The 18,650-nt window shown below is 71.0% G+C and carries 15 protein-coding genes and 1 pseudogene; 5 read left to right on the top strand and 11 right to left on the bottom strand.

Annotated features, from left to right (window positions below; all coding sequences use genetic code 11):
* Positions 1–76: 76 nt before the first annotated feature.
* On the bottom strand, positions 77–1,072 hold the full coding sequence (locus GQQ93_RS01690) for a stage II sporulation protein M (protein ID WP_157422478.1): 996 nt from the start codon (positions 1,070–1,072) through the stop codon (positions 77–79).
* Between the two features lie 17 nt (positions 1,073–1,089).
* Here GQQ93_RS01690 and GQQ93_RS01685 point away from each other — a divergent pair, with 17 nt between their 5' ends.
* Positions 1,090–1,932 carry an RDD family protein gene (locus GQQ93_RS01685; RefSeq protein ID WP_157422477.1) on the top strand — a complete coding sequence of 281 codons (843 nt, stop codon included), beginning with the start codon at positions 1,090–1,092 and terminating at the stop codon, positions 1,930–1,932.
* A 26-nt stretch (positions 1,933–1,958) separates the two neighbouring features.
* Here GQQ93_RS01685 and ahcY read toward each other — a convergent pair whose 3' ends face one another.
* The 3 genes from ahcY to GQQ93_RS01670 are packed head-to-tail and all read right to left on the bottom strand — an operon-like array spanning position 1,959 to position 5,142.
* Positions 1,959–3,440, bottom strand: coding sequence for an adenosylhomocysteinase (ahcY, locus tag GQQ93_RS01680; protein WP_157422476.1), 1,482 nt, complete (start codon positions 3,438–3,440; stop codon positions 1,959–1,961).
* 53 nt (positions 3,441–3,493) lie between these two features.
* Complete coding sequence (locus tag GQQ93_RS01675; RefSeq protein WP_157422475.1) at positions 3,494–4,930, bottom strand: phosphomannomutase/phosphoglucomutase; 1,437 nt, start codon at positions 4,928–4,930, stop codon at positions 3,494–3,496.
* Entirely contained in the window at positions 4,927–5,142 is a 216-nt protein-coding gene (locus GQQ93_RS01670; protein ID WP_022888342.1) for a DUF3499 family protein, read from the bottom strand. Before GQQ93_RS01670 ends, GQQ93_RS01675 begins: the two co-directional genes overlap by 4 nt.
* 45 nt (positions 5,143–5,187) lie before the next feature.
* Between GQQ93_RS01670 and GQQ93_RS01665 the strand changes: the two genes are divergently transcribed.
* Positions 5,188–5,625, top strand: a complete 438-nt coding sequence (locus GQQ93_RS01665; protein ID WP_157422474.1) for a hypothetical protein — start codon at positions 5,188–5,190, stop codon at positions 5,623–5,625.
* Between the two features lie 49 nt (positions 5,626–5,674).
* Here GQQ93_RS01665 and GQQ93_RS01660 read toward each other — a convergent pair whose 3' ends face one another.
* The 5 genes from GQQ93_RS01660 to GQQ93_RS01640 form a co-directional block, all read right to left on the bottom strand.
* Positions 5,675–7,150 (bottom strand): DUF5719 family protein, encoded by a 1,476-nt coding sequence (locus GQQ93_RS01660; RefSeq protein ID WP_157422473.1) that lies wholly within the window; start codon positions 7,148–7,150, stop codon positions 5,675–5,677.
* Positions 7,140–10,322 carry a glycosyltransferase gene (locus GQQ93_RS01655; RefSeq protein ID WP_170296095.1) on the bottom strand — a complete coding sequence of 1,061 codons (3,183 nt, stop codon included), beginning with the start codon at positions 10,320–10,322 and terminating at the stop codon, positions 7,140–7,142. The genes GQQ93_RS01660 and GQQ93_RS01655 overlap by 11 nt, the downstream gene beginning before the upstream one ends.
* Before the next feature lie 111 nt (positions 10,323–10,433).
* Entirely contained in the window at positions 10,434–10,754 is a 321-nt protein-coding gene (locus GQQ93_RS01650) for a WhiB family transcriptional regulator (RefSeq protein ID WP_157422471.1), read from the bottom strand.
* Between the two features lie 181 nt (positions 10,755–10,935).
* Positions 10,936–11,898: a UDP-glucose 4-epimerase GalE gene (gene galE / locus GQQ93_RS01645; RefSeq protein WP_157422470.1), complete on the bottom strand. Its 963-nt coding sequence runs from the start codon at positions 11,896–11,898 to the stop codon at positions 10,936–10,938.
* 120 nt (positions 11,899–12,018) lie between these two features.
* Entirely contained in the window at positions 12,019–12,156 is a 138-nt protein-coding gene (locus tag GQQ93_RS01640) for a hypothetical protein (protein WP_157422469.1), read from the bottom strand.
* Positions 12,157–12,241: 85 nt separating this feature from the next.
* On the opposite strand from GQQ93_RS01640, the gene GQQ93_RS01635 reads away from it, so the two are divergent.
* Positions 12,242–13,198, top strand: a complete 957-nt coding sequence (locus GQQ93_RS01635) for a GlxA family transcriptional regulator (RefSeq protein WP_157422468.1) — start codon at positions 12,242–12,244, stop codon at positions 13,196–13,198.
* Here the strand turns inward: GQQ93_RS01635 and manA are convergent, their stop codons facing one another.
* On the bottom strand, positions 13,199–14,455 hold the full coding sequence (manA, locus tag GQQ93_RS01630; protein WP_157422467.1) for a mannose-6-phosphate isomerase, class I: 1,257 nt from the start codon (positions 14,453–14,455) through the stop codon (positions 13,199–13,201).
* A gap of 171 nt (positions 14,456–14,626) precedes the next feature.
* Here manA and GQQ93_RS01625 point away from each other — a divergent pair, with 171 nt between their 5' ends.
* The gene (locus GQQ93_RS01625; RefSeq protein ID WP_157422466.1) at positions 14,627–16,642 is read left to right on the top strand and encodes an acyltransferase family protein; all 2,016 of its coding nucleotides are present in this window, start codon (positions 14,627–14,629) and stop codon (positions 16,640–16,642) included.
* Between the two features lie 332 nt (positions 16,643–16,974).
* On the opposite strand, the gene GQQ93_RS01620 is transcribed toward GQQ93_RS01625, so the two are convergent.
* Positions 16,975–17,991 (bottom strand): O-methyltransferase, encoded by a 1,017-nt coding sequence (locus GQQ93_RS01620; protein ID WP_170296094.1) that lies wholly within the window; start codon positions 17,989–17,991, stop codon positions 16,975–16,977.
* 9 nt (positions 17,992–18,000) lie between these two features.
* On the opposite strand from GQQ93_RS01620, the pseudogene GQQ93_RS18175 reads away from it, so the two are divergent.
* Positions 18,001–18,414 (top strand): annotated as a pseudogene (locus tag GQQ93_RS18175) (glycosyltransferase family 2 protein); the annotation flags it as partial.
* Positions 18,415–18,650: the final 236 nt, after the last annotated feature.

Raw genomic sequence — 18,650 nt, 5'->3', positions numbered from 1 at the left:
GGGCGAGCTCCTCCCGAACGCCCGCCGCGCTCAACCCGCGGGAGATGCGGGACGCACGCCTGGGCCGCTCGGCGCCTCAGCCCGAGACGACCCGCGTGGCGCCGGCGTCGAACGCCGCGAGGTCGCCGGTCGCCCCCGCACGCCGCGCTCGACCGCCGATCACCAGCATGTAGAAGAGGAACCCGCCGAGCGCAAGCGCTCCGATGCCGATCTTGACGGCCCACGGCCACGGTGCGGGCGTCACGAAGCCCTCGATGAGGCCCGCGACGAAGAGGAAGAAGACGAGCCCGATGGCGACCGTGAAGAGCGCCCGGGCGTCGGCGGCGAGGGCGACCCCGCGCGGCCTCGGCCCTGGAGCGACCCACGCCCAGAAGATGCGCAGCCCCGCCGCGGCGGCCACGAACACGCAGGTGAGCTCGAGCAGGCCGTGGGGGGCGATGTAGAGGAAGAAGGTGTCGGCCTCGTCGTAGGCGAACATGATCGCGGCGTTCACGCCGAGGTTCTGCGCGTTCTGCATGATCACCCACGGCACCCAGACGCCGAGCACGCCGAAGGCGACGCACTGGGCGGCGACCCACGCGTTGTTCGTCCAGACGGAACCGGCGAAGGAGCCGGCCGGGTGCTCCGAGTAGTAGGCGGCGAACCCCTCCTCGGCGATCTGGCGGAGCTCCCGCTCCGAGCCGATCGAGGCGAGCGCCCTCGGGTCGCCGGCGATCCACCACGCGTAGAGCGCCGCGATGACGAACGTGGCCACGGCGACCGCGAGCGTGAGCCAGCGGAGGCGGTGGAGCGCCGCGGGAAGGTCGACCGCAGTGAATCTCGCGAGCTGGCGCAGCGGGTTCTCGGGGGCGCCCGTGAAGCGCAGCCTCGCACGCGCGAGCGAGAGCGAGAGCCGGTCGCCGAGGGCGGTCGACCCGGCCGTCGACTTCACGAGCGAGAGGTCGGATGCCCCGGCCTGATACCGCTCGATGAGCTCGTCGGTCTCGGGCCCGCTGAGGCGCGAACTGCGCGCGAGCGCGTCGAGCCGCTGCCAGTCGTCACGGCGGGCTGAGGCGAGCGCTTCGAGGTCCATCTGCTTGAATACTACCCATGGCCGAATCGACCGCCGAGCCCATCCGGCTCGCCCGCTTCGACGACGACGGCGTGCTCACCGGCGAGGCGGTCAGCCTCGACCTGCGGCCCGCGAGCGCGCTCATCCGTGCGGGCGGCGCCGCGATCGACGTGCTCGTGAGCATCGTGCTCCTCGTCGGCCTCGTCTTCCTGCTCGCGGGGCTCGGCGTCGACGAGGCGGCCTTCCGCGCGGTGCTCATCACCGGCCTCGTCGCAGTGCTCGTGGTGCTGCCGACGACCGTCGAGACGGCGTCGCGGGGTCGTTCGCTCGGCAAGCTCGCCCTCGGGCTCCGCGTCGTGCGCGACGACGGCGGTGCGATCGGCTTCAGGCACGCCTTCATCCGGGCGCTCGTCGGCGTCGTCGAGATCTACATGACGTTCGGCGGCCTCGCGGTGCTCGTCGGCTTCCTGAACCCGTCGTCGAAGCGCCTCGGCGACCTGCTGGCCGGCACGCACGGGCAGGTCGAGCGGGTGCCGGTGCCGCCGTCGACCGCGTTCGGGGTGCCGGTCGAGCTCGGCGCATGGGCGGCGATCGCCGACATCGGCCGACTTCCCGACCCGCTCGCGCGCCGGGTGGCGTCGTTCCTGCAGAACGCCCCGCATCTCGCACCGGCGAGCCGCGACCGGGTCGCGGCCTCGCTCGCGGCCGAGGTCGTCCCCTACGTCTCACCGGTCCCCGACGCCCCGGCCGAGCGGTTCCTCGCCGGGGTCGCCGCGCTCCGGCGCGAACGCGACCTCGCCGCGCTCACCCTCGAGGCCGAGCGCATGGCCGCGCTGGCCCCGGTGCTCACCGCGACCCCGCCCGGCTTCCCGCAGCGCTGACGCGGGGCGCCGAGGCATCCGCCCGCTCAGTAGCGGTAGTGGTCGACCTTGTAGGGCCCCTCGACGGGCACGCCGATGTATGCGGCCTGCTCGGGGCTCAGCTCGGTGAGCTGCACGCCGAGCGAATCGAGGTGGAGGCGCGCGACCTTCTCGTCGAGGTGCTTGGGCAGCACGTAGACGCCGACCGGGTACTCGTCGGGACGGGTCCAGAGCTCGATCTGCGCGAGCACCTGGTTGGTGAAGGAGTTCGACATGACGAAGGACGGGTGGCCCGTCGCGTTGCCGAGGTTCATGAGCCGGCCCTCGCTCAGCACCAGGATCGAGCGGCCCGTCGGCAGGCGCCACTCGTGCACCTGCGGCTTGATCTCGACCTTCTCCGCACCCTCGAGCGCCTCGAGCGCGGCCATGTCGATCTCGTTGTCGAAGTGGCCGACGTTCGAGACGATCGCGAGGTGCTTCATCTCGAGCATGTGCTCGAGTCGCAGCACGTCCTTGTTGCCCGTGCAGGTGACGAAGATGTCGACCTCGCCCACCACGTCCTCGACGCGGGCGACCTGGTACCCGTCCATCGCGGCCTGGAGCGCGCAGATGGGATCGACCTCGCTGACGATGACCCGGGCGCCCTGGCCGCGCAGCGCCTCTGCGGCGCCCTTGCCCACGTCGCCGTAACCGACGACGAACGCGACCTTGCCGCCCATGAGCACGTCGGTGGCGCGGTTCAGCCCGTCGGGCAGCGAGTGGCGGATGCCGTACTTGTTGTCGAACTTCGACTTCGTCACCGAGTCGTTGACGTTGATCGCCGGGAAGAGCAGCTCGCCCTCGGCGTGCAGCTCGTAGAGGCGGTGCACGCCGGTCGTGGTCTCCTCGGTCACGCCCGTGAGCTCCTCGGCGATGCGGGTCCAGCGGTCGGGGCTCGTCTCGAGCGAGCGGCGCAGCGTGTCGAGGATCACGCGATACTCGCCGCTGTCGGCGTCGGATGCCTCGGGCACGACGCCTGCAGCCTCGAAGTCGCGCCCGCGGTGCACGAGCAGCGTGGCGTCGCCGCCGTCGTCGAGGATCAGGTTCGGGCCGATCCAGTCGGCACCGGCCTCGGCGGCTTCGGCCGACCAGTCGAAGATGCGGTCGGTGCACCACCAGTACTCGTCGAGAGTCTCGCCCTTCCACGCGAACACCGGCACGCCGGCGGGCGCGTCGACGGTGCCCTCGGGGCCGACGACGATCGCCGCGGCCGCTTCGTCCTGCGTGGAGAAGATGTTGCAGCTCGCCCAGCGCACCTGCGCGCCGAGCGCGACGAGGGTCTCGATGAGCACGGCCGTCTGCACCGTCATGTGGAGGCTGCCCGCGATGCGCGCACCCGCGAGCGGCTGCGTCGCCCCGAACTCGGCCCGCAGCGCCATGAGGCCCGGCATCTCGTTCTCGGCGAGCCGCAGCTGGTGACGACCCGCCTCGGCGAGCGAGAGGTCGGCGACCTTGTACGGGAGTGCGGTGGTGGCGGGCAGCGTCGTCATGCCGTCCATTCTCGCAGGCCTGTCGGCCGTGCGACGACGCGGAGAGCGACCGCCTATTCGGCGCGGATGAGGGCGAGGACCTCATCGCGGATGACGGCCATCGTGGGCTCGTCGCCGCCCTCGACGTTCAGGCGCAGCAGCGGCTCGGTGTTCGACGGGCGCACGTTGAACCACCAGAACGGCTCGTCGCCGGCGGTCTGGCCGAGCACGGTGAGGCCGTCGAGTTCGTCGAACTCGCCGCGACCCGTGAACGCCTCGACGATGCGCGTGTACGCGGCCGGAACATCGTCGACGACCGAGTTGATCTCGCCCGACAGCGCGTACGGGTCGAACCGCGCGGCGAACTCGGAGAGCGGCGCCTCCTGGCCGCCGAACTCGGCGAGCACGTGCATCGCCGCGAGCATGCCGTTGTCGGCGCCCCAGAAGTCGCGGAAGTAGTAGTGGGCCGAGTGCTCGCCGCCGAAGACCGCGCCCGTCGCCTTCATCTGGTCTTTGATGAGGGAGTGCCCGACGCGGGTGCGCACCGGCACGGCGCCGGCCGCCTCGATGGTCTCGGGCACGAAGCGCGAGGTGATGAGGTTGTGGATCACGTTGACGTTCGTCTCGCCCGCCGCGCCGACGCGGGCGATCTCGCGGAGGGCGACGATCGCGGCGACCGCCGAGGGCGTGACGGCACCGCCACGCTCGTCGACGACGAAGCAGCGGTCGGCGTCGCCGTCGAACGCGAGGCCGAGGTCGGCGCCGTGCTCGACGACCGCGCGCTGCAGGTCGACGAGGTTCGCCGGCTCGAGCGGGTTGGCCTCGTGGTTCGGGAAGGTGCCGTCGAGTTCGAAGTAGAGCGGCACGATCTCGAGCGGCAGGGCGGGCAGGCCCGCGGCCTCGCCGAGCACGGCGGGAACGGTGAGGCCGCCCATGCCGTTGCCCGCGTCGACGACGATCTTCAGGGGGCGGATGCCTCGGAGGTCGACGAGCGTGCGGAGGTACGCCGCGTAATCGGCGAGGACGTCGGCCTCGAGGATCGCCCCGCGCGCCTCGACGGGAGTGATGCCCTGTTCGAGGTAGTCGGCGGCGCGGTCGCGGATCGCTGCGAGACCGGTGTCGAGCGAGATGCCCTGGGCACCCGCACGCGAGAACTTGATGCCGTTGTAGGCGGCCGGGTTGTGGCTCGCGGTGAACATCGCCGCCGGGGCATCCATCGAACCCGACGCGAAGTAGCTCTCGTCGGTGGAGCACAGCCCGATCGACACGACGACGGCGCCGCGCGCGGCCGCACCGGCCCCGAACGCGGCCGCGAACGACGGCGAGGAGTCGCGCATGTCGTGCCCGACGACGACCCGGCCGCCGGCCGCGCCGACCTCGTCGACGAAAGCGGCGCCGAGCGCCTCGACCGTCTCGGCGGTGAGCCCCTCGCCCACGATTCCGCGCACGTCGTACGCCTTGACCACTGCGTCGAGGCGCGCGCGAACGTCGGATGATGCAGCGGAAGTCATGCCTTGAAACCTACCCCACCGAGTGCGGTGTGCCGCACGACCTGCCAGCCGACCGGGGCGGAGGTGCGCTCGGCGTGCCGGGCGCAGAGATCGTAGCCGTGGGGCTCGCGCACGACGGCGAGCGGGCCCAGCACCGCCGTGGACTCGGCGTAGTCGAAGGTCAACGTCGCAACCGCCTCGGCGGCGCATGCGGTTCGCGAACAACGTCTCATGGCAGATCAAGAGTAGCGATCGGTGCCGACAATAGGATGGAATACATGCCCCGCTCCCGTCGTGTCGCGCCCCGCTCTCCGAGACGGCTCGCCCGTGACCGCCATGGCCGAGGCATGCGCTCGCCCGTGACGGGGCCGCACCTGCCGCTGCTCTCGACCCGGCTCGACGATTTCGAGCTCACGATCGGCACGACCGTCTCGTACCTGCGGGGGCTCTGGCCCGAGCTCGAGGGGGTCGTGTTCGAGGTCGCGCAAGCCCCGGCCGAGGCGATCCACGACGACCACATCGACCGGTGGAAGGTCTACCACGACGAGCGACGCATCGTCTTCTTCCGGCTCCCGATCGTGCGCTTCCTCCGGCTGCAGGAGGGCGAGGATCGCGACGAGAAGCTGCTCGTCGAGAGCTGCGTCTTCCGGGCCGTCGCCGACTTCCTCGGCCGCGACCCGTGGGAGCTCGCGCCCGGACGCTACCGGCACCTCTGACACGGCGGCCCCGCCGCCCGCGCCTCGCTGAGGCGACGCGGCGCCCAGCTCAGCGCGGGGTGACCACGATCGGCGAGTCGAGCGGACCGGGCGGCCGCACCGGGAACGACGACAGGGCGCGCTCGCCCGAGAACGAGACGGTGGCGTGCACACCGGCGGCGCCGCCGAGTTCGACGACACTGCGCTGCTGGAGCTCGATCGACGCCGCCTCCTCGGGGGCGAGCCGAACGGAGCGCTCCTCGCCGTCGACGACGGCCAGCACCTCGAGCTCGTCGTCGCCCGGGTTCAGCAGGTGCAGCACCGGGCCGGGCCCGGCCGGCACCGCCACGACCGCGGTCTCGAGCAGCGGTGCCGTGGCGACCGTCCAGGCGAGGTCGACGGAGGCGTCCTCGTCGTCGCCGCCGGGAGCCGTTTGCGCCTCGGGCGTGCCGGTGGTCGCACGGGCCGCGGCGACGATCGGCGCGTCCGCCTCGAGCGTGATCGTGTAGTCGCCTTCGTCGAGCTCGCCGAGCGGCACATCGGTCACCTGGCCGGGTTCGAGCGAAACGTCGATGCTCGCACCGCCGCCGCCCGACTCGGACGCGACGCCGATCGAGACCTCGACGGGCTCGTCGCCCGGGGCGAAGAGGCGCACGGCGGGGTGGTCGTCGCCCTCGGCGTGATCGTCGGTGGGATCGACGCCGCCGGCGGTCGGCACCACGAAGCCGGGGATCGACTGGGTCGTCGCGGGCATCGCCGTCGGGCCGACGAGCTCGACGCCCGCGGGCGTCAGCCCCTCGATGACCGAGTGCTCGAGCGTCGCCGCGATCGCGCCGCCCGTGCTGGTCACATGCACCACCGGTGAGCGGAGGTTCGGTGCCAGTCCCGCGAGCGAGAGTGCCCGCTGCTCACCGGCCGGCACCGTGATGCCGAGTGCCGACGGGGCCTCGACCGGCCCATTCTCCCCGCTGACGCGCACGTCGACGGTCGCGGCGACCTCGCTCGGGTTCGAGAGCAGCACGATGCCGCTCCGCCCGACATCGGTCGCACCGCCCACGAGCCAGGCCTCGGCGACCGCCTCGTCGCACGCAGCTGCGGCGTATCCGGCGATCGTCTCGCGCTCGCTGCGCTGCCCCTGCGCTCCTGCCAGCTCACCGGGACCGGCGGCACCGGCCTCGGTGGCGATGGCGAGCGGAGTGCCGTCGCGGTCGGCGTTCGGGTTCTCGGGCGCGCCGAGCGGCGTCTCGGTGATCTCGACGTCGTCGGGCGAGACGCCCGTCGTCACCGAGGTCGAGCCGACCGACACCGCGGTCGTCGCATCGGCAGCGTCGTCGCCGAGCGAGAGCAGCGGTCCGGGGCAGACGCGCAACTGCCCGGTCTCCGCGGGCTCCACGACCGTCGAGGGCGGTTCGACGCGGAACTCGGGCCACGGCACGATCGCGGCAGCAGCGATGGCGGCCGCCGCGATGCCGCCGGCGACGACGAGGGCGAGGCCGCGGCCGCCCGCGCGGGCGAGGTTGCGAGCGAGTTCGCGCTTATCGGCCATCGTCGTCTCCTTCGCTCGCGGGGGCGGGTTGGTCCGGGCCCTCGGGCTCGGGCGCGGGTTCGGGTTCGGGTTCGGATGCCTCGGGGCCCGACTCGCCCGAGTCGGTTCCGGCATCGGGGGCGGGGCCCGCGTCGGGCTCGGTGCCGGCGTCGGTTTCTGGGCCCGCGTCGGGCTCCGGGCCTGCATCCGAGTGCGCGTCCTGCACCGTGGCATCCCCCGCGTCGACGGCGCCGTCGGCGGGACCGCTCTCGTCGGCATCGGCTGCGTCGCCGACAGCCTCAACCTGCTGCGCGTCGACCTCCGGCTCCGCGACCGCGGCACCGGCGGCCGCCGCGACGGCACGACCCTTCCGGCGCGGCGTCACCGGTCGACGCCGCTCGGGGCGGCGATCCGCCTCCCTCCCGGCGCCCGTGGGAATCGAGAGCAGCAGTGTCGCACCCAGCACGAGCAGTTGCACGGCGGTGATGACTCCCGCCATCCATCCCCCGGTGTCGGCCGGGATCTGCGCGGCCGGGGCGTCGGGCTCTGCGGCAGTGAACCGCCAGAGCGTGCCGAAGTCCGTCTCGCCGACGGCGACGAGCGCCGAGTTGGCGTCGAGCGCGGTGCGCGCGCGATCGGCCACCGCGACCGCGGCGCTGTCGTCGGGGTCGCCAGGTTCGTCGAGCAGCACGAAGGAGGCGCCGAACTCGCTGACGGCGGCCTCGGCGCCCGATCCGCTGCGCGAGGCGAGGTTGCCGGCGACGAGCGCGAGCTCCTCCTCGTCGGCCGACAGCGTCCGCTCGGTCGCGGCGAGCGTCGACTGCTCGTCGAGCGTGGTCCCGGTGCCGCGCTCCAGGGTCGCCCGCAGGCTTCCGTCGGCGTCGGGCGTGAGACGGAGCGTCGTGACCCGCGGGTCGGCCTCGGCCTCAGCTCCCACGAACGCGGGCAGGGTCCGAGCGGCGGCGGGCTGCACGGCGACGGAACCCGTCGCGAGCGAGATGCCGGTCGGCAGCATCGCGGCAGCCATGGCGGCGAACACCACCCACCCGAGGAGCGCGCGGCCGCGTCGCATCGCGTCGAGCGCGAGCACCGCGGCGAGCACGAGACCGAGCCAGGCGAGGCTGAGGCCCGCGCCCGTCCAGACCGGGATGGCGTGCGAGCCGGCCGAGGCGACCGAGAGGTGGGCCGCGGCGACGGCGGTGGCGAAGCCGAGGAGCGCGATCCCGAGCGAGAGCGCCGCCGCCCTGAGCGAGCGGGTGAGTACCGCGGTGAGCGCGACGAGCACCAGCGGGAGCACGAGCGCGCTGAGCGCGATGCGGAAGTCGACCGAGCCGGCGGAGGAGAAGAAGTCCTCCCACCCGCCCCAGGTACCGTCGGGGAGCCCGAGGGCGAGCTGCCAGGTCGACGGGATCCCGCTGCCCGTCGGGAGCCCCGGATCGGCGACGAGGCCGAGCGGAGTGCCGCGGCGGAGCTGATCGACGACGAGCGGCAGCGCGAGCACGAGCGCGGGGATCGGCAGGCCGACGAGGCGCACCCATGCGCGCCCGCTCACCGCGAGCGCGACGAGCCACGCGACCAGCAGCGCGGGTGCGAGGCTCGGGGCGGCGCCGACGAGGGCGGCGAGGAGCAGCGAGGCGGTCGCCGCCGCCGCCCACGACGTGGCGGCGCCGAATGCGGCGAACGCGAACCAGCCCAGCAGCACGTGGGCGAGCACGGCCCCGGGGCGGCCATCGCCGAGCGCCACGAGGAACGGCGGCGCGAAGGCCCAGAGGAGCGCGGCGACGGCGCGAACCGAGGCACGCTCGGTCAGTCGCGAGGCGGCGAACCAGGCGCCGACTGCGGCGGCGGGGATCGCGAGCAGCCAGAGCAGGAGGAGCGCGAACGACGGCGCCCAGAACGCCGCCGAACCGAGCACGGCGAGGACCCCCGCGAACGGGTCGGCCGCGCCGACGAAACCGGTGCCGAGGTCGCGCCAGCCGTACGCGGCGTTGCGCCAGAGCTCGGCGACGTCGTTCGAGAGCGGCTGGAGCGCCCCGCCGCCGACCCCGCCCGAACCGAGGAGCCACGAGAAGAGCCCCACGGAGGCGGCCGCCGCGACGAGGAGGATCCATCCCCCGCCCGTGCCGATGAACTGGAGCTCGTGCTTGCGCCCTCGCGCCCGCTCCCGGCGGGCCTCGGCGGAGTGCTGTCTCCGGCGCCGCATCTCGTCGGGCTGCATGCGCAGCGGGGCGATCGCCGACCATCCGACCGTGCGCGCCGATTTCAGCGCGCGCCGGGCTCGCGGCACGCGTGTGCCCGAGAACATCGTCGTGAATGCCGCGGCGAACTCGCCGGGGATGGCCCCGGGCGCCTTGACGAGCAGCAGCCGCACGGAGCGGACGACGGCGAGCAGCAGGAAGCTGAGCCAGTGCAGCGGCACGAACGGGAGCGGTGCGTAGACGAGTCTGCGGTGGAGCTGCGCCGCACGGGTCGCCCGCACACGGCGGCGCGTCGTGCGCGCCCGCGGCCCGGCCTCGGGTCCGGCCACGCCGACCCCGGCGAAGCGCACCTTCGCCTCGGGGACGACCGCGACCCGATGTCCGGCCAGGCGGGCGCGGATCGAGAGGTCGAGCGCGTCGTCGACGGTGGGGAGCCCCGGGTCGAACCCGCCGAGCGCCCGCCAGACGGTGTGCCGCACGAGGATCGCCGCGGGATCGAGTCCGAGGACGTCGCTGAGCCCGTCGTGCTGGCCCTGGTCGAGTTCGTCGGTGACGATCGCGACGCTCCGCCCGAGCCGGGTGATCGAGCGGCCGAATCGGGCGATGCGCTCGGGTTCGTCCCAGTCGACGAGCTTCGGGCCGGCGATGGCGACCGATCTCCCGGTCTCGAAGGCGGCGACGAGCTGCGCGAGCGCGTCGGGCGCGGGGGCGCTGTCCTCGGCGAGCAGCCAGAGCGCGTCGGCGTCGCCACCGGGCGCTTCGAGCACGCGGTCGGCGGCTCGGACGGCTTCGCCGAAGGAGAGACGCTGCGAGAGGTCGATGAGGCGGGTGGGCGACGCCGCGGTGACCTGCTCGCGTGCGACGTCGTCGGCCTCGGTGAGGACGACGACGAGCTCGTCGGGCGCCCGCTCCTGCGAGCGGATGGCATCGAGCGTCTGACGGAGGTGGTCGCCGCCGTGGTGCACGACGAGGACGGCGGTGACTCTGGGGAACATCGGGGTCAGCCTAAGCGGCGCGCCCCGTGGCATCCGCAAGCGAGGCGGGCGCGCCTCGAAAACGGCGGCCGGAAAGCCGTGCGCGGAGCCTGCCGAAGCAGGCTCCGCGCCTCACACCGCCCGCTTGCGGAGTTTGCGCCGCTCGCGTTCGGAGAGCCCGCCCCAGATGCCGAAGCGCTCGTCGTTGCCGAGCGCGTATTCGAGGCATTCGCCCCGAACCTCGCAACCGGTGCAGATCTTCTTCGCGTCCCGCGTCGATCCGCCCTTTTCAGGGAAGAACGCCTCGGGATCGGTCTGCGCGCACAATGCGTCGCTCTGCCACGCCAACGGATTGTCGTCGTCGATCGTGGGCCGCACGCCGGGAACTCCCAGCCTGACCGGATCGATGAACCAATCGTCAGGTACTCCAGAACGATATTCAGGACTTCCCATATCGTCTCCCACCCAGTTGTACCGACCACCCAGAGGGTGTGTCACGACCAATTACACCGGTGTAGTTCGTGAGAGTCAAGTCGTAGATCGTAAACCCTCAATCCGCCGTCGAGGCTTCACGAGGGTCACGACACGCCGGGTGTTGAGCAGACGTTATGAATCGAACGCGGATGCCTCGCGCTCAGCTCGCGGCGCGACGCGCCTCCCAGGCGCTCCGCACCATGTCGGTGAGCGAGTGGCGCATGCGCCAGTCGAGGTCGCGCGCGGCGAGCTCGCCGGAGGCGACGATGCGGGCGGGGTCGCCGGCACGGCGGGGGGCGACCTCGGGGTCGAACGCGATGCCGGTGACCTCGGCGACGGCCTTCATGATCTCGCCGACCGAGACGCCCTCGCCCGATCCGAGGTTGTAGACGGGCTCGACCGGCTCGCCGGCCTCGAGACGCTGCGCCGCGACGACGTGCGCCTCGGCGAGATCGGCGACGTGGATGTAGTCGCGCACGCACGTGCCGTCGGGGGTCGCGTAGTCGTCGCCGTTGATGCGCGGCGTGCGCCCGTCGAGCAGCGCGTCGAAGACGAGCGGGAAGAGGTTGTGCGGGCTCGGGTCGAACACCTCGGGCGTGCCCGATCCGACGACGTTGAAGTAGCGCAGGCTCGTGTGGGAGAGCTCCGTCGCCCGCGCCTGGTCGGCGAGGAGCCACTCGCCGATGAGCTTCGACTCGCCGTAGGGCGATTCGGGATGCTTCGCGGTCGCCTCGGTGACGAGGTCGACGTCGGGCGTGCCGTACACGGCCGCGCTCGACGAGAACACGATGTTCGAGACGCCCTTGGCCTCCATCGCGGCGAGGAGCGTCGCGGTGCCCGTGACGTTCTGCTGGTAGGTGTGCAGCGGCCGCTGCACCGAGACGCCGGCGTACTTGTAGCCGGCGAGGTGCACGACGCCGCGGATGCCGTACCGCTCGAACGCCGATTCGAGCACGCGCCCGTCGAGGATGGAGCCCTGCACGAACGGAATGCCGTCGGACACGAATCCGCGCCGCCCCGAGGAGAGATCGTCGACGACGACGGTGTCGATGCCCTTCGCCGCGAATGCCCGCACGACGTGCGAACCGATGTAACCCGCTCCCCCGGTGACCAGCCAGCTCATGTTCGACCCTCTCCAGGCGGCGGTCTCTCCGGCGCCCACCCGATCGTAACGAACCGGGCGAGGCCGAGCCCGCCGGCGGCCCCGAAGAACGGCGACGGCGGGCTCGATCGGCGTCGGCGGTCAGCCGAGTCGTTCGATGTGGCGCGTGCGGTCGCGGATCTCGGGACGCCCGTAGCCGTCGTCGTCGAGGCGGAGCACGGTGGCGAGGACTCCCCAGACGGCGAGCCCCGCGAGCACGAGGAGGATGATGGTGGTCATGGCAGTTAATCTACGTATTGCCACAAACTGCCGAAAGTGGCAGAGTGGACACTAATCGATCGATTTCTGCCACGCGGAGGGCACCGTGCTCCACTCCATCGCCTGTCTCGCCATCCCCCAGATGGCGCCGTTCGAATTCGGCGTGATCTGCGAGGTCTTCGGCATCGACCGCTCAGAGCAGGGCGGTCCGAACTTCGACTTCCACGTCGTCACCGCCGAGCCCGGTCCGATCTCGACGAAGCTCGGCTTCGACATCGTCGTGCACGAGGGCCTCGAGTTCGCCCGCACCGCAGACCTCGTCGCGGTGCCGGCCGCGCTCATCGACGAACCGCTCGACGAGCGCGTCGCCGAGGTGATCCGCGACGCGGTCGCGCGCGGCGCCTGGGTGCTCAGCGTCTGCTCTGGAGCCTTCACACTCGGCCGCGCCGGCGTGCTCGACGGGCGGCGCGCCACCACCCACTGGATGTACACCGACCGCCTCGCCGCCGAGTTCCCGACCACCGACGTCGACCCCGACGTGCTCTTCGTGCAGGACGACAAGGTCGTCACCGGTGCAGGTACCGCCGCAGGCATCGACGCGGCACTCCACATCGTGCGCTCGGAACTCGGTGCGAGCGCCGCGAACATCATCGCCCGCCGCATGGTCGTGCCCCCGCAGCGCGACGGCGGCCAGTCGCAGTTCATCCAGACCCCCGTCGGTGAATGCGCGAGCGACTCCTTCGCGACCATCACCACGTGGATGCTCGAGCACCTCGACGAAGACCTCACCGTCGACCGGCTCGCCCGCACCGCGCTCATGTCGCCGCGTACCTTCGCCCGCCGATTCCGCGCGGAGACGGGCACCACGCCGAACGCCTGGCTCAACCGCCAGCGGCTGCTGCGCGCACAGCAACTCCTCGAGGAGACCGACCTCAACCTCGAGCAGATCGCGCGAGACACGGGGTTCGGCGCCGCCGCCGTGATGCGGCACCACTTCGTCAAGGTGCTGCAGACGACGCCGACGGCCTACCGGCGGCTGTTCGGGCTCCGCGTCGCGAGCTGATCAGTCGACGGGCGAACCGACGGTCGCGATCCACGCCCGCCCCTCGCCCCCGACCTCGACGACCCGCTCGTCGGGGGTGACGTACACGGCCTCCCCGCGGGCCATCCGCATCGGCTCGGTCGAGACCGCGCCGCGCAGCTCGATCGACGACCCTTCGGCGAGGACGATCGCCGGCCCCGCGAGCGCGACGCGGGCGGCACCCGCGGCCGCGGACGGCTCGACGCGGTAGAGCTCGAAGTCGGGCACGCCCGGCCGGAACACGCGGAGCCCCGGCCCGAGCTCGTCAGGCGCCAGCCGCGGCGGCGGCATCGGCGTGAAGTCGAGCACACCGGCGAGTTCCGCGACGTCGATGTGCTTGGGGGTGAGTCCGCCCCGCAGCACGTTGTCGCTCGCCGCCATGAGCTCGATACCGAGTCCGTCGAGGTAGGCGTGGATATTGCCGGCCGCGAGGTACAGCGACTCCCCCGCGACGAGCCGCACCCGGTTGAGCAGCAGCGAGATCACGATGCCCGGGTCGCCGGGATACACCTCGGCGAGCGAGCCCACCGTCGCGAACGACTCGGCGTACGGCGAGGCCGCGGCCTCGTCGCTCGCGGCGAGCGCGGTCACCCGTTCGATCACCCAGCTCGCCTCGCCGGTATCGCCGCCCCGGCCGTCGGTCAGCAGCCACTCGACGGCGGCGCGCAGCGGGTCGGGCCCCGAGAGGCGGGATTCGAGCAACTCGAGCGCCCCCGGTTCGGGCGAGTCGGATGCCTCGTCGGCCCCGCGCAGCACGGAGAGCACGCCGCGCACCTCCTCGAGCGGCCGGAACCCCGACAACGCGTCGAAGGTCTCGCTCACCGCCACGATGAGCTCGGGCTTGTGGAACTCGTCCTTGTAATTGCGGTCGTACGCGTCGATCGGCACCCCGTCGGCCTCCTCGCGCGCGAAGCCCGCTCGTGCCTGCTCGGGGGTCGGGTGCGCCTGCAGCGAGAGCGGTGCGCCCGCGGCGAGCACCTTCATGAGAAACGGCAGGCGCGCCCCCTTGGAGGCCAGTTCGGGACCGAGCGCCGCGACCGGGTCGGCCGCGATCCACGCGGCGAGGTCGGCGTGGCCGACCGATGCGGCGTCGACGATCCGCGCGGGCGACCCTGCGTGCGCGCCGAGCCAGAGCTCGGCCTCGGGGCCGCCCGATGCTGGCCTGCCGCGGTAGTCGGCGATCGCGCTCCTCGATCCCCAGGCGTAGTCGCGGGGGGTGTTGTCGATCGTCACGAACATCCGTGCTGGTCCCTTTCCTCGGCGTGGCTCCAAACTACCAACGGACGCGTACGTCCGAATGAGGGGTGCCGTCGCGCCTCGTCGCGTCACTCCTGCCGAGTGGTCAGCCGGGGCTCCACCGGCCCCTAGACTCGATTGCCCCTTCTCGAGAGTCAGGAGAGTCACGCCGAGATGCCCAGTCCCACCGCCCGCCGGATCGACGAGATCGAAGGGCTCCGCGGCCTCGCGCTCACGCTCGTCGTGCTGTTCCACCTCTTCGGCATGGGCAGGGTGTCGGGCGGTGTCGATGTGTTCCTGTTCGTGTCAGGGTTCCTCCTCACGCTGACGATGCTCAGGAGCTGGTCGACAGGCCGGCCTCAGAACCTCCGCCGGCGTTACACCCGGATCATCCTGCGGTTGACTCCTGCAGCGTTGCTCGTGCTCGCCGCGACGGCAGTGCTCACGCTGGCCATCCTCCCCCCGTCGACGTGGTCGCAGACCGCGCGCGAGATCACGGCCGCAGCTTTCTACTACGAGAACTGGGAGCTAATCGGATCGCAGCTCGCGTATGGAGCGGCGGGCCCCTCGACCAGCCCGGTCCAGCATTTCTGGTCGCTGTCGGTTCAAGGCCAGTTCTTCCTCGTGTGGCCGCTCATCATGGTGGCGTTGTTCGCCGTGGGCGGGCGGCGTGCCAGGACCAAGCACCTCGTCGCCGTCGTCGTCGCATCGGCCACAGTCGCATCGTTCATCTACGCGATCTCCCTGAATGCGACTGAACCGGCCGTCGCGTACTTCGACTCCTTCACGAGATTCTGGGAGATCGGGGCCGGGGCACTCCTCGCCGTCGTCTTCAACCGCGTCAACCGGGTGGGCGATGCGTGGCGCGTCGTGCTCGGATGGATGGGGGCTACCCTGATCATCGCTTCAGGGTTCGTACTCGACGGCGCGAAGCAGTTCCCCGGTCCGGCCGCGCTCGTTCCCGTCGTCGGTGCAGCGCTCATCATCCTCTGCTCCGGGGAACCGACTCGTCTCGGCGTCGATCGGGCGCTCGCGACACCGCCGATGCGGTGGCTCGCTAGAATCTCCTATCCCCTGTACCTCTGGCATTGGCCCATCCTCATCGGCTACCTCGCCGTCCGCGACTACGATCACGTCGGCGTTCTGGGCGGGGCCTTCGTTCTTGTCGCGGCAGTTGTGCTCGCCTGGTTGACCCAGCGTTTCGTCTCCGAGCCGATACTCGAGCGTGCGAGCCGAGCTCCGCGAAAGCACCACCCGATCCTGGCCGTCGCGGCGGCCGCTGCACTGACCGTGGTCGTCTCGAGTGGCGCAACCGCTGCCGAGCAGTCCCGGAGCGAGACCCTCAGCAGCGTCGCCGACGAGGCGTCGCAGTACCCGGGCGCACTGGTTCTCACGGAGGGCAGTGTCGCTCCCAAGGGAGTGGAACCCGCTCCTGACGCCTCGATCGCGTTCGATGATCTTCCCGCCGTCTACTCGGAGAAGTGTATCCAGAACTACCGCGATCAGCCCCAGTACGCCGTCGTCCAGACATGCGAGCCCCGGGGCGATGCCGACTCCGACATCGAGATCGTGATGTCCGGAGGGTCGCACACTCAGCAATGGGCGGACGCGATGACGATTCTCGCTGAACGCCACCATTGGCGACTCACGATCATCGACAAGGACGGTTGCCGCCTGAGCCTCGATGAGCACAACCCCAATGCGAGTTGCGTCGCGTGGAACAAGGCGGCGATGGATGAGCTCATCAGGATCCGCCCCGACGCCGTCTTCACCGTCTCGACCAAGACCTACCTCGACAAGCCGGAGCTCGTGATCCCGGGCCAGTTGACGGCCTGGCAGACTCTCGATGAAGCGGATGTCCCGGTGATCGGTGTACGGGACACTCCGCGCTTCCCCTGGCGCATCCCCGAATGCCTCGAGGAGCGACCCGATGCCCCAGCGGAGTGCGGCCTCGACCGCGCGCGGGTCTACGCCGAGACATCCCCTATCCTGTCCGTCGACCGGTTGCCCGACTCCTTCATCGAGCTCGACGTCGCTGACGGATTCTGCGATGGACGATGCGAACCGGTGGTGGGGAACGTAACCGCGTACCGAGATGACGACCACATGACGGCGTCGTACTCGACCACCCTTGTACCGTTGCTCGAGGACGAACTCAAGGCATCGGCCGGTTACCTGTTCCGCGAGTGAGTCGCCGAGCCGGGCTCGAAATGCGTGCCCCCGACGAACCCGATACCGACGGCTGCCTCATACCGACGATCACCGTCCAGTCCAGCGGTCGACGGAGTTCAACTCCAGCGGGCTACGGCGTTCGAGGGAGCCAATGTGCGCCCGGCCTCATGACCATGGGTGTCGGACAGAACTCCACGCGTTCGGAGGCTCCCTCGTGCAAGACCTCGTCGACCGCGGAACGTTCATCCGAGACCTCGGGCTCCACCCAGCCGCACACCGCATGCCGCACGATCGGCAGCAACGCAAGACGGGGTGCTCCCGAGTCCACCGGGCGGCCCGATGACGCCAACTCAGCCTTCTGATGCCCGGGTGAGCAGTGAGGCGCCCTTCTCCACATCGAACTCGGATTCGATCAGGGGACCGAACTCGCGCTGCCAGGAGGCGACGGTCGCCTGCTCATCCGGACGTTTCATGTCGTCCATGATGATCACCGCGTCCGACGACAGCAGGTCGTGGAGCACGCGCATCGCCGGCCGTCTGGCAAGCGGACCAGTCGATTCGGGCGGCCCGTCGACGAAGAGGAGATCGATGTCGCTGACTCCGCGAAGCGCGTCCCTGGAGTACCAAGTGCCCACGCCGTCCCATTCCTCAAGCGGCGCCCGGCGTACCTCGGCGAACGCACCGAGCCCATGCGCTTCGATGAGCGCCTCGGTGCGGAGCGCGTACTTCTCACTGCTCTCGAGCGCGATCACTTTCGAACCGGGCGAGTACTTGCGCGCGGCCATCGCCAACCAGAATGTCGAAACCCCGCTCCCGCACTCGAGAATCAGACGAGGCTGACGAGCACGGACGAGGTCGACAAGTCGCAGCAACACGTCTGGCGAAGCGGCCCACCCTCGCATCTGAGGCACCGAGGCGCCTACCTCGAATTGGCCGAAGAGATTGATGGCTGCTTGAACCTGGGCGTAGTGAAACTGCAAGTCGGCCTTCGTGGCCACAGTGCCACGCATTTCGCTCACGCCAGCCTGCGCTTCGAGAACGGCGAGTTCGGACTCCACGAGCGTGGCTCGGAGCCGGCCCAGCTCATGCTGGACGGCCTGCCCGTCCTGCTGGATCCGCCGGAGCTGCTTGAGCGTCTGCACGTCCTGCTTGGCGAGCACACGCCGGGCCTGCACCTCCACGCGCGCGGCGACGATGACGAGCAGAGCGCCGATCGCCCCGATCGCCACCGCCAAGGCGATGCCTCCGAACAGCTCGTACGCCAGCGCACTCGCGGCGACGACGATCGCGCCGATGATCAACCCGGCGATCGCTCGGCCCGTTCGCGTCCGCGGCATAACCGTGCGCAATCTCTGCATCTTCGTCATCGCATCCTCATGGAATCGCCACTTCCCGCAGGGTGGACGGACAGTGCGCATGACGCGCATACAATCGAGCGCGTGGACAGCGCCCTTCCGACCGTATCAGTGATTCTTCCGACCCACAGGGGCGGGTCGCGGATCAACCAGATGCTGGCCGCGCTGGCCCGCCAGAGCATCGCATCAGACCGCGTGGAGCTCGTTGTCGTCGAGAACGGAACGCCCGACGGGACGAGCGAACTCGTCCAATGGTTCAGCGCACAACACCCCGGGATGCGGATCATCTACGACTGGCTTCCGGAGGCGAACGTCTCAGCCGCGGTCAATCGCGCCCTCGACCTCGCCACATACGAATACATCACGTTCGTCGACGACGACGACGACCTCGCACCGAGCTACCTCGAGGCGCTCCTGCAGGAGGCGACCCCCGACGCCGTCACAGTCTCCTGGATCGCGGACATCGACCCTGCCGAGGGGGTCGCCCGCTACGGCAACTACGTGAGTCGAGCCTTGAGCCGCGTCGCAGGCGAGACTGTTCACCCGAGTGTGGTGCCGCAGGCGCTCGCGCTTAACGTGTGCAAGCTCGTCGCACGGAACCACACCCACCAGTACAGGTGGGACACCTCGCTCCTGAGCGGCATGGACGTCCTTTTCTGGACCGAACTAGT

The sequence above is a fragment of the Agromyces lapidis genome, from assembly GCF_009749405.1.
Classification (GTDB): Bacteria; Actinomycetota; Actinomycetes; order Actinomycetales; family Microbacteriaceae; genus Agromyces; species Agromyces lapidis.
The sequence above is the reverse complement of the archived record's forward strand: the minus strand, read 5'-3'. Positions and strand labels throughout refer to the sequence as shown.

Coding starts and splice junctions, on each gene's coding strand:
- GQQ93_RS01660 (WP_157422473.1), bottom strand. CDS start 7,150: ATGGCCGATAAGCGCGAACTCGCTCGCAACCTCGCCCGCGCGGGCGGC.
- GQQ93_RS01650 (WP_157422471.1), bottom strand. CDS start 10,754: ATGGGAAGTCCTGAATATCGTTCTGGAGTACCTGACGATTGGTTCATC.
- GQQ93_RS01690 (WP_157422478.1), bottom strand. CDS start 1,072: ATGGACCTCGAAGCGCTCGCCTCAGCCCGCCGTGACGACTGGCAGCGG.
- GQQ93_RS01625 (WP_157422466.1), top strand. CDS start 14,627: ATGCCCAGTCCCACCGCCCGCCGGATCGACGAGATCGAAGGGCTCCGC.
- GQQ93_RS01655 (WP_170296095.1), bottom strand. CDS start 10,322: ATGTTCCCCAGAGTCACCGCCGTCCTCGTCGTGCACCACGGCGGCGAC.
- GQQ93_RS01665 (WP_157422474.1), top strand. CDS start 5,188: ATGCCCCGCTCCCGTCGTGTCGCGCCCCGCTCTCCGAGACGGCTCGCC.
- manA (WP_157422467.1), bottom strand. CDS start 14,455: ATGTTCGTGACGATCGACAACACCCCCCGCGACTACGCCTGGGGATCG.
- GQQ93_RS01640 (WP_157422469.1), bottom strand. CDS start 12,156: ATGACCACCATCATCCTCCTCGTGCTCGCGGGGCTCGCCGTCTGGGGA.
- galE (WP_157422470.1), bottom strand. CDS start 11,898: ATGAGCTGGCTGGTCACCGGGGGAGCGGGTTACATCGGTTCGCACGTC.
- GQQ93_RS01685 (WP_157422477.1), top strand. CDS start 1,090: ATGGCCGAATCGACCGCCGAGCCCATCCGGCTCGCCCGCTTCGACGAC.
- GQQ93_RS01670 (WP_022888342.1), bottom strand. CDS start 5,142: ATGAGACGTTGTTCGCGAACCGCATGCGCCGCCGAGGCGGTTGCGACG.
- ahcY (WP_157422476.1), bottom strand. CDS start 3,440: ATGACGACGCTGCCCGCCACCACCGCACTCCCGTACAAGGTCGCCGAC.
- GQQ93_RS01620 (WP_170296094.1), bottom strand. CDS start 17,991: ATGACGAAGATGCAGAGATTGCGCACGGTTATGCCGCGGACGCGAACG.
- GQQ93_RS01675 (WP_157422475.1), bottom strand. CDS start 4,930: ATGACTTCCGCTGCATCATCCGACGTTCGCGCGCGCCTCGACGCAGTG.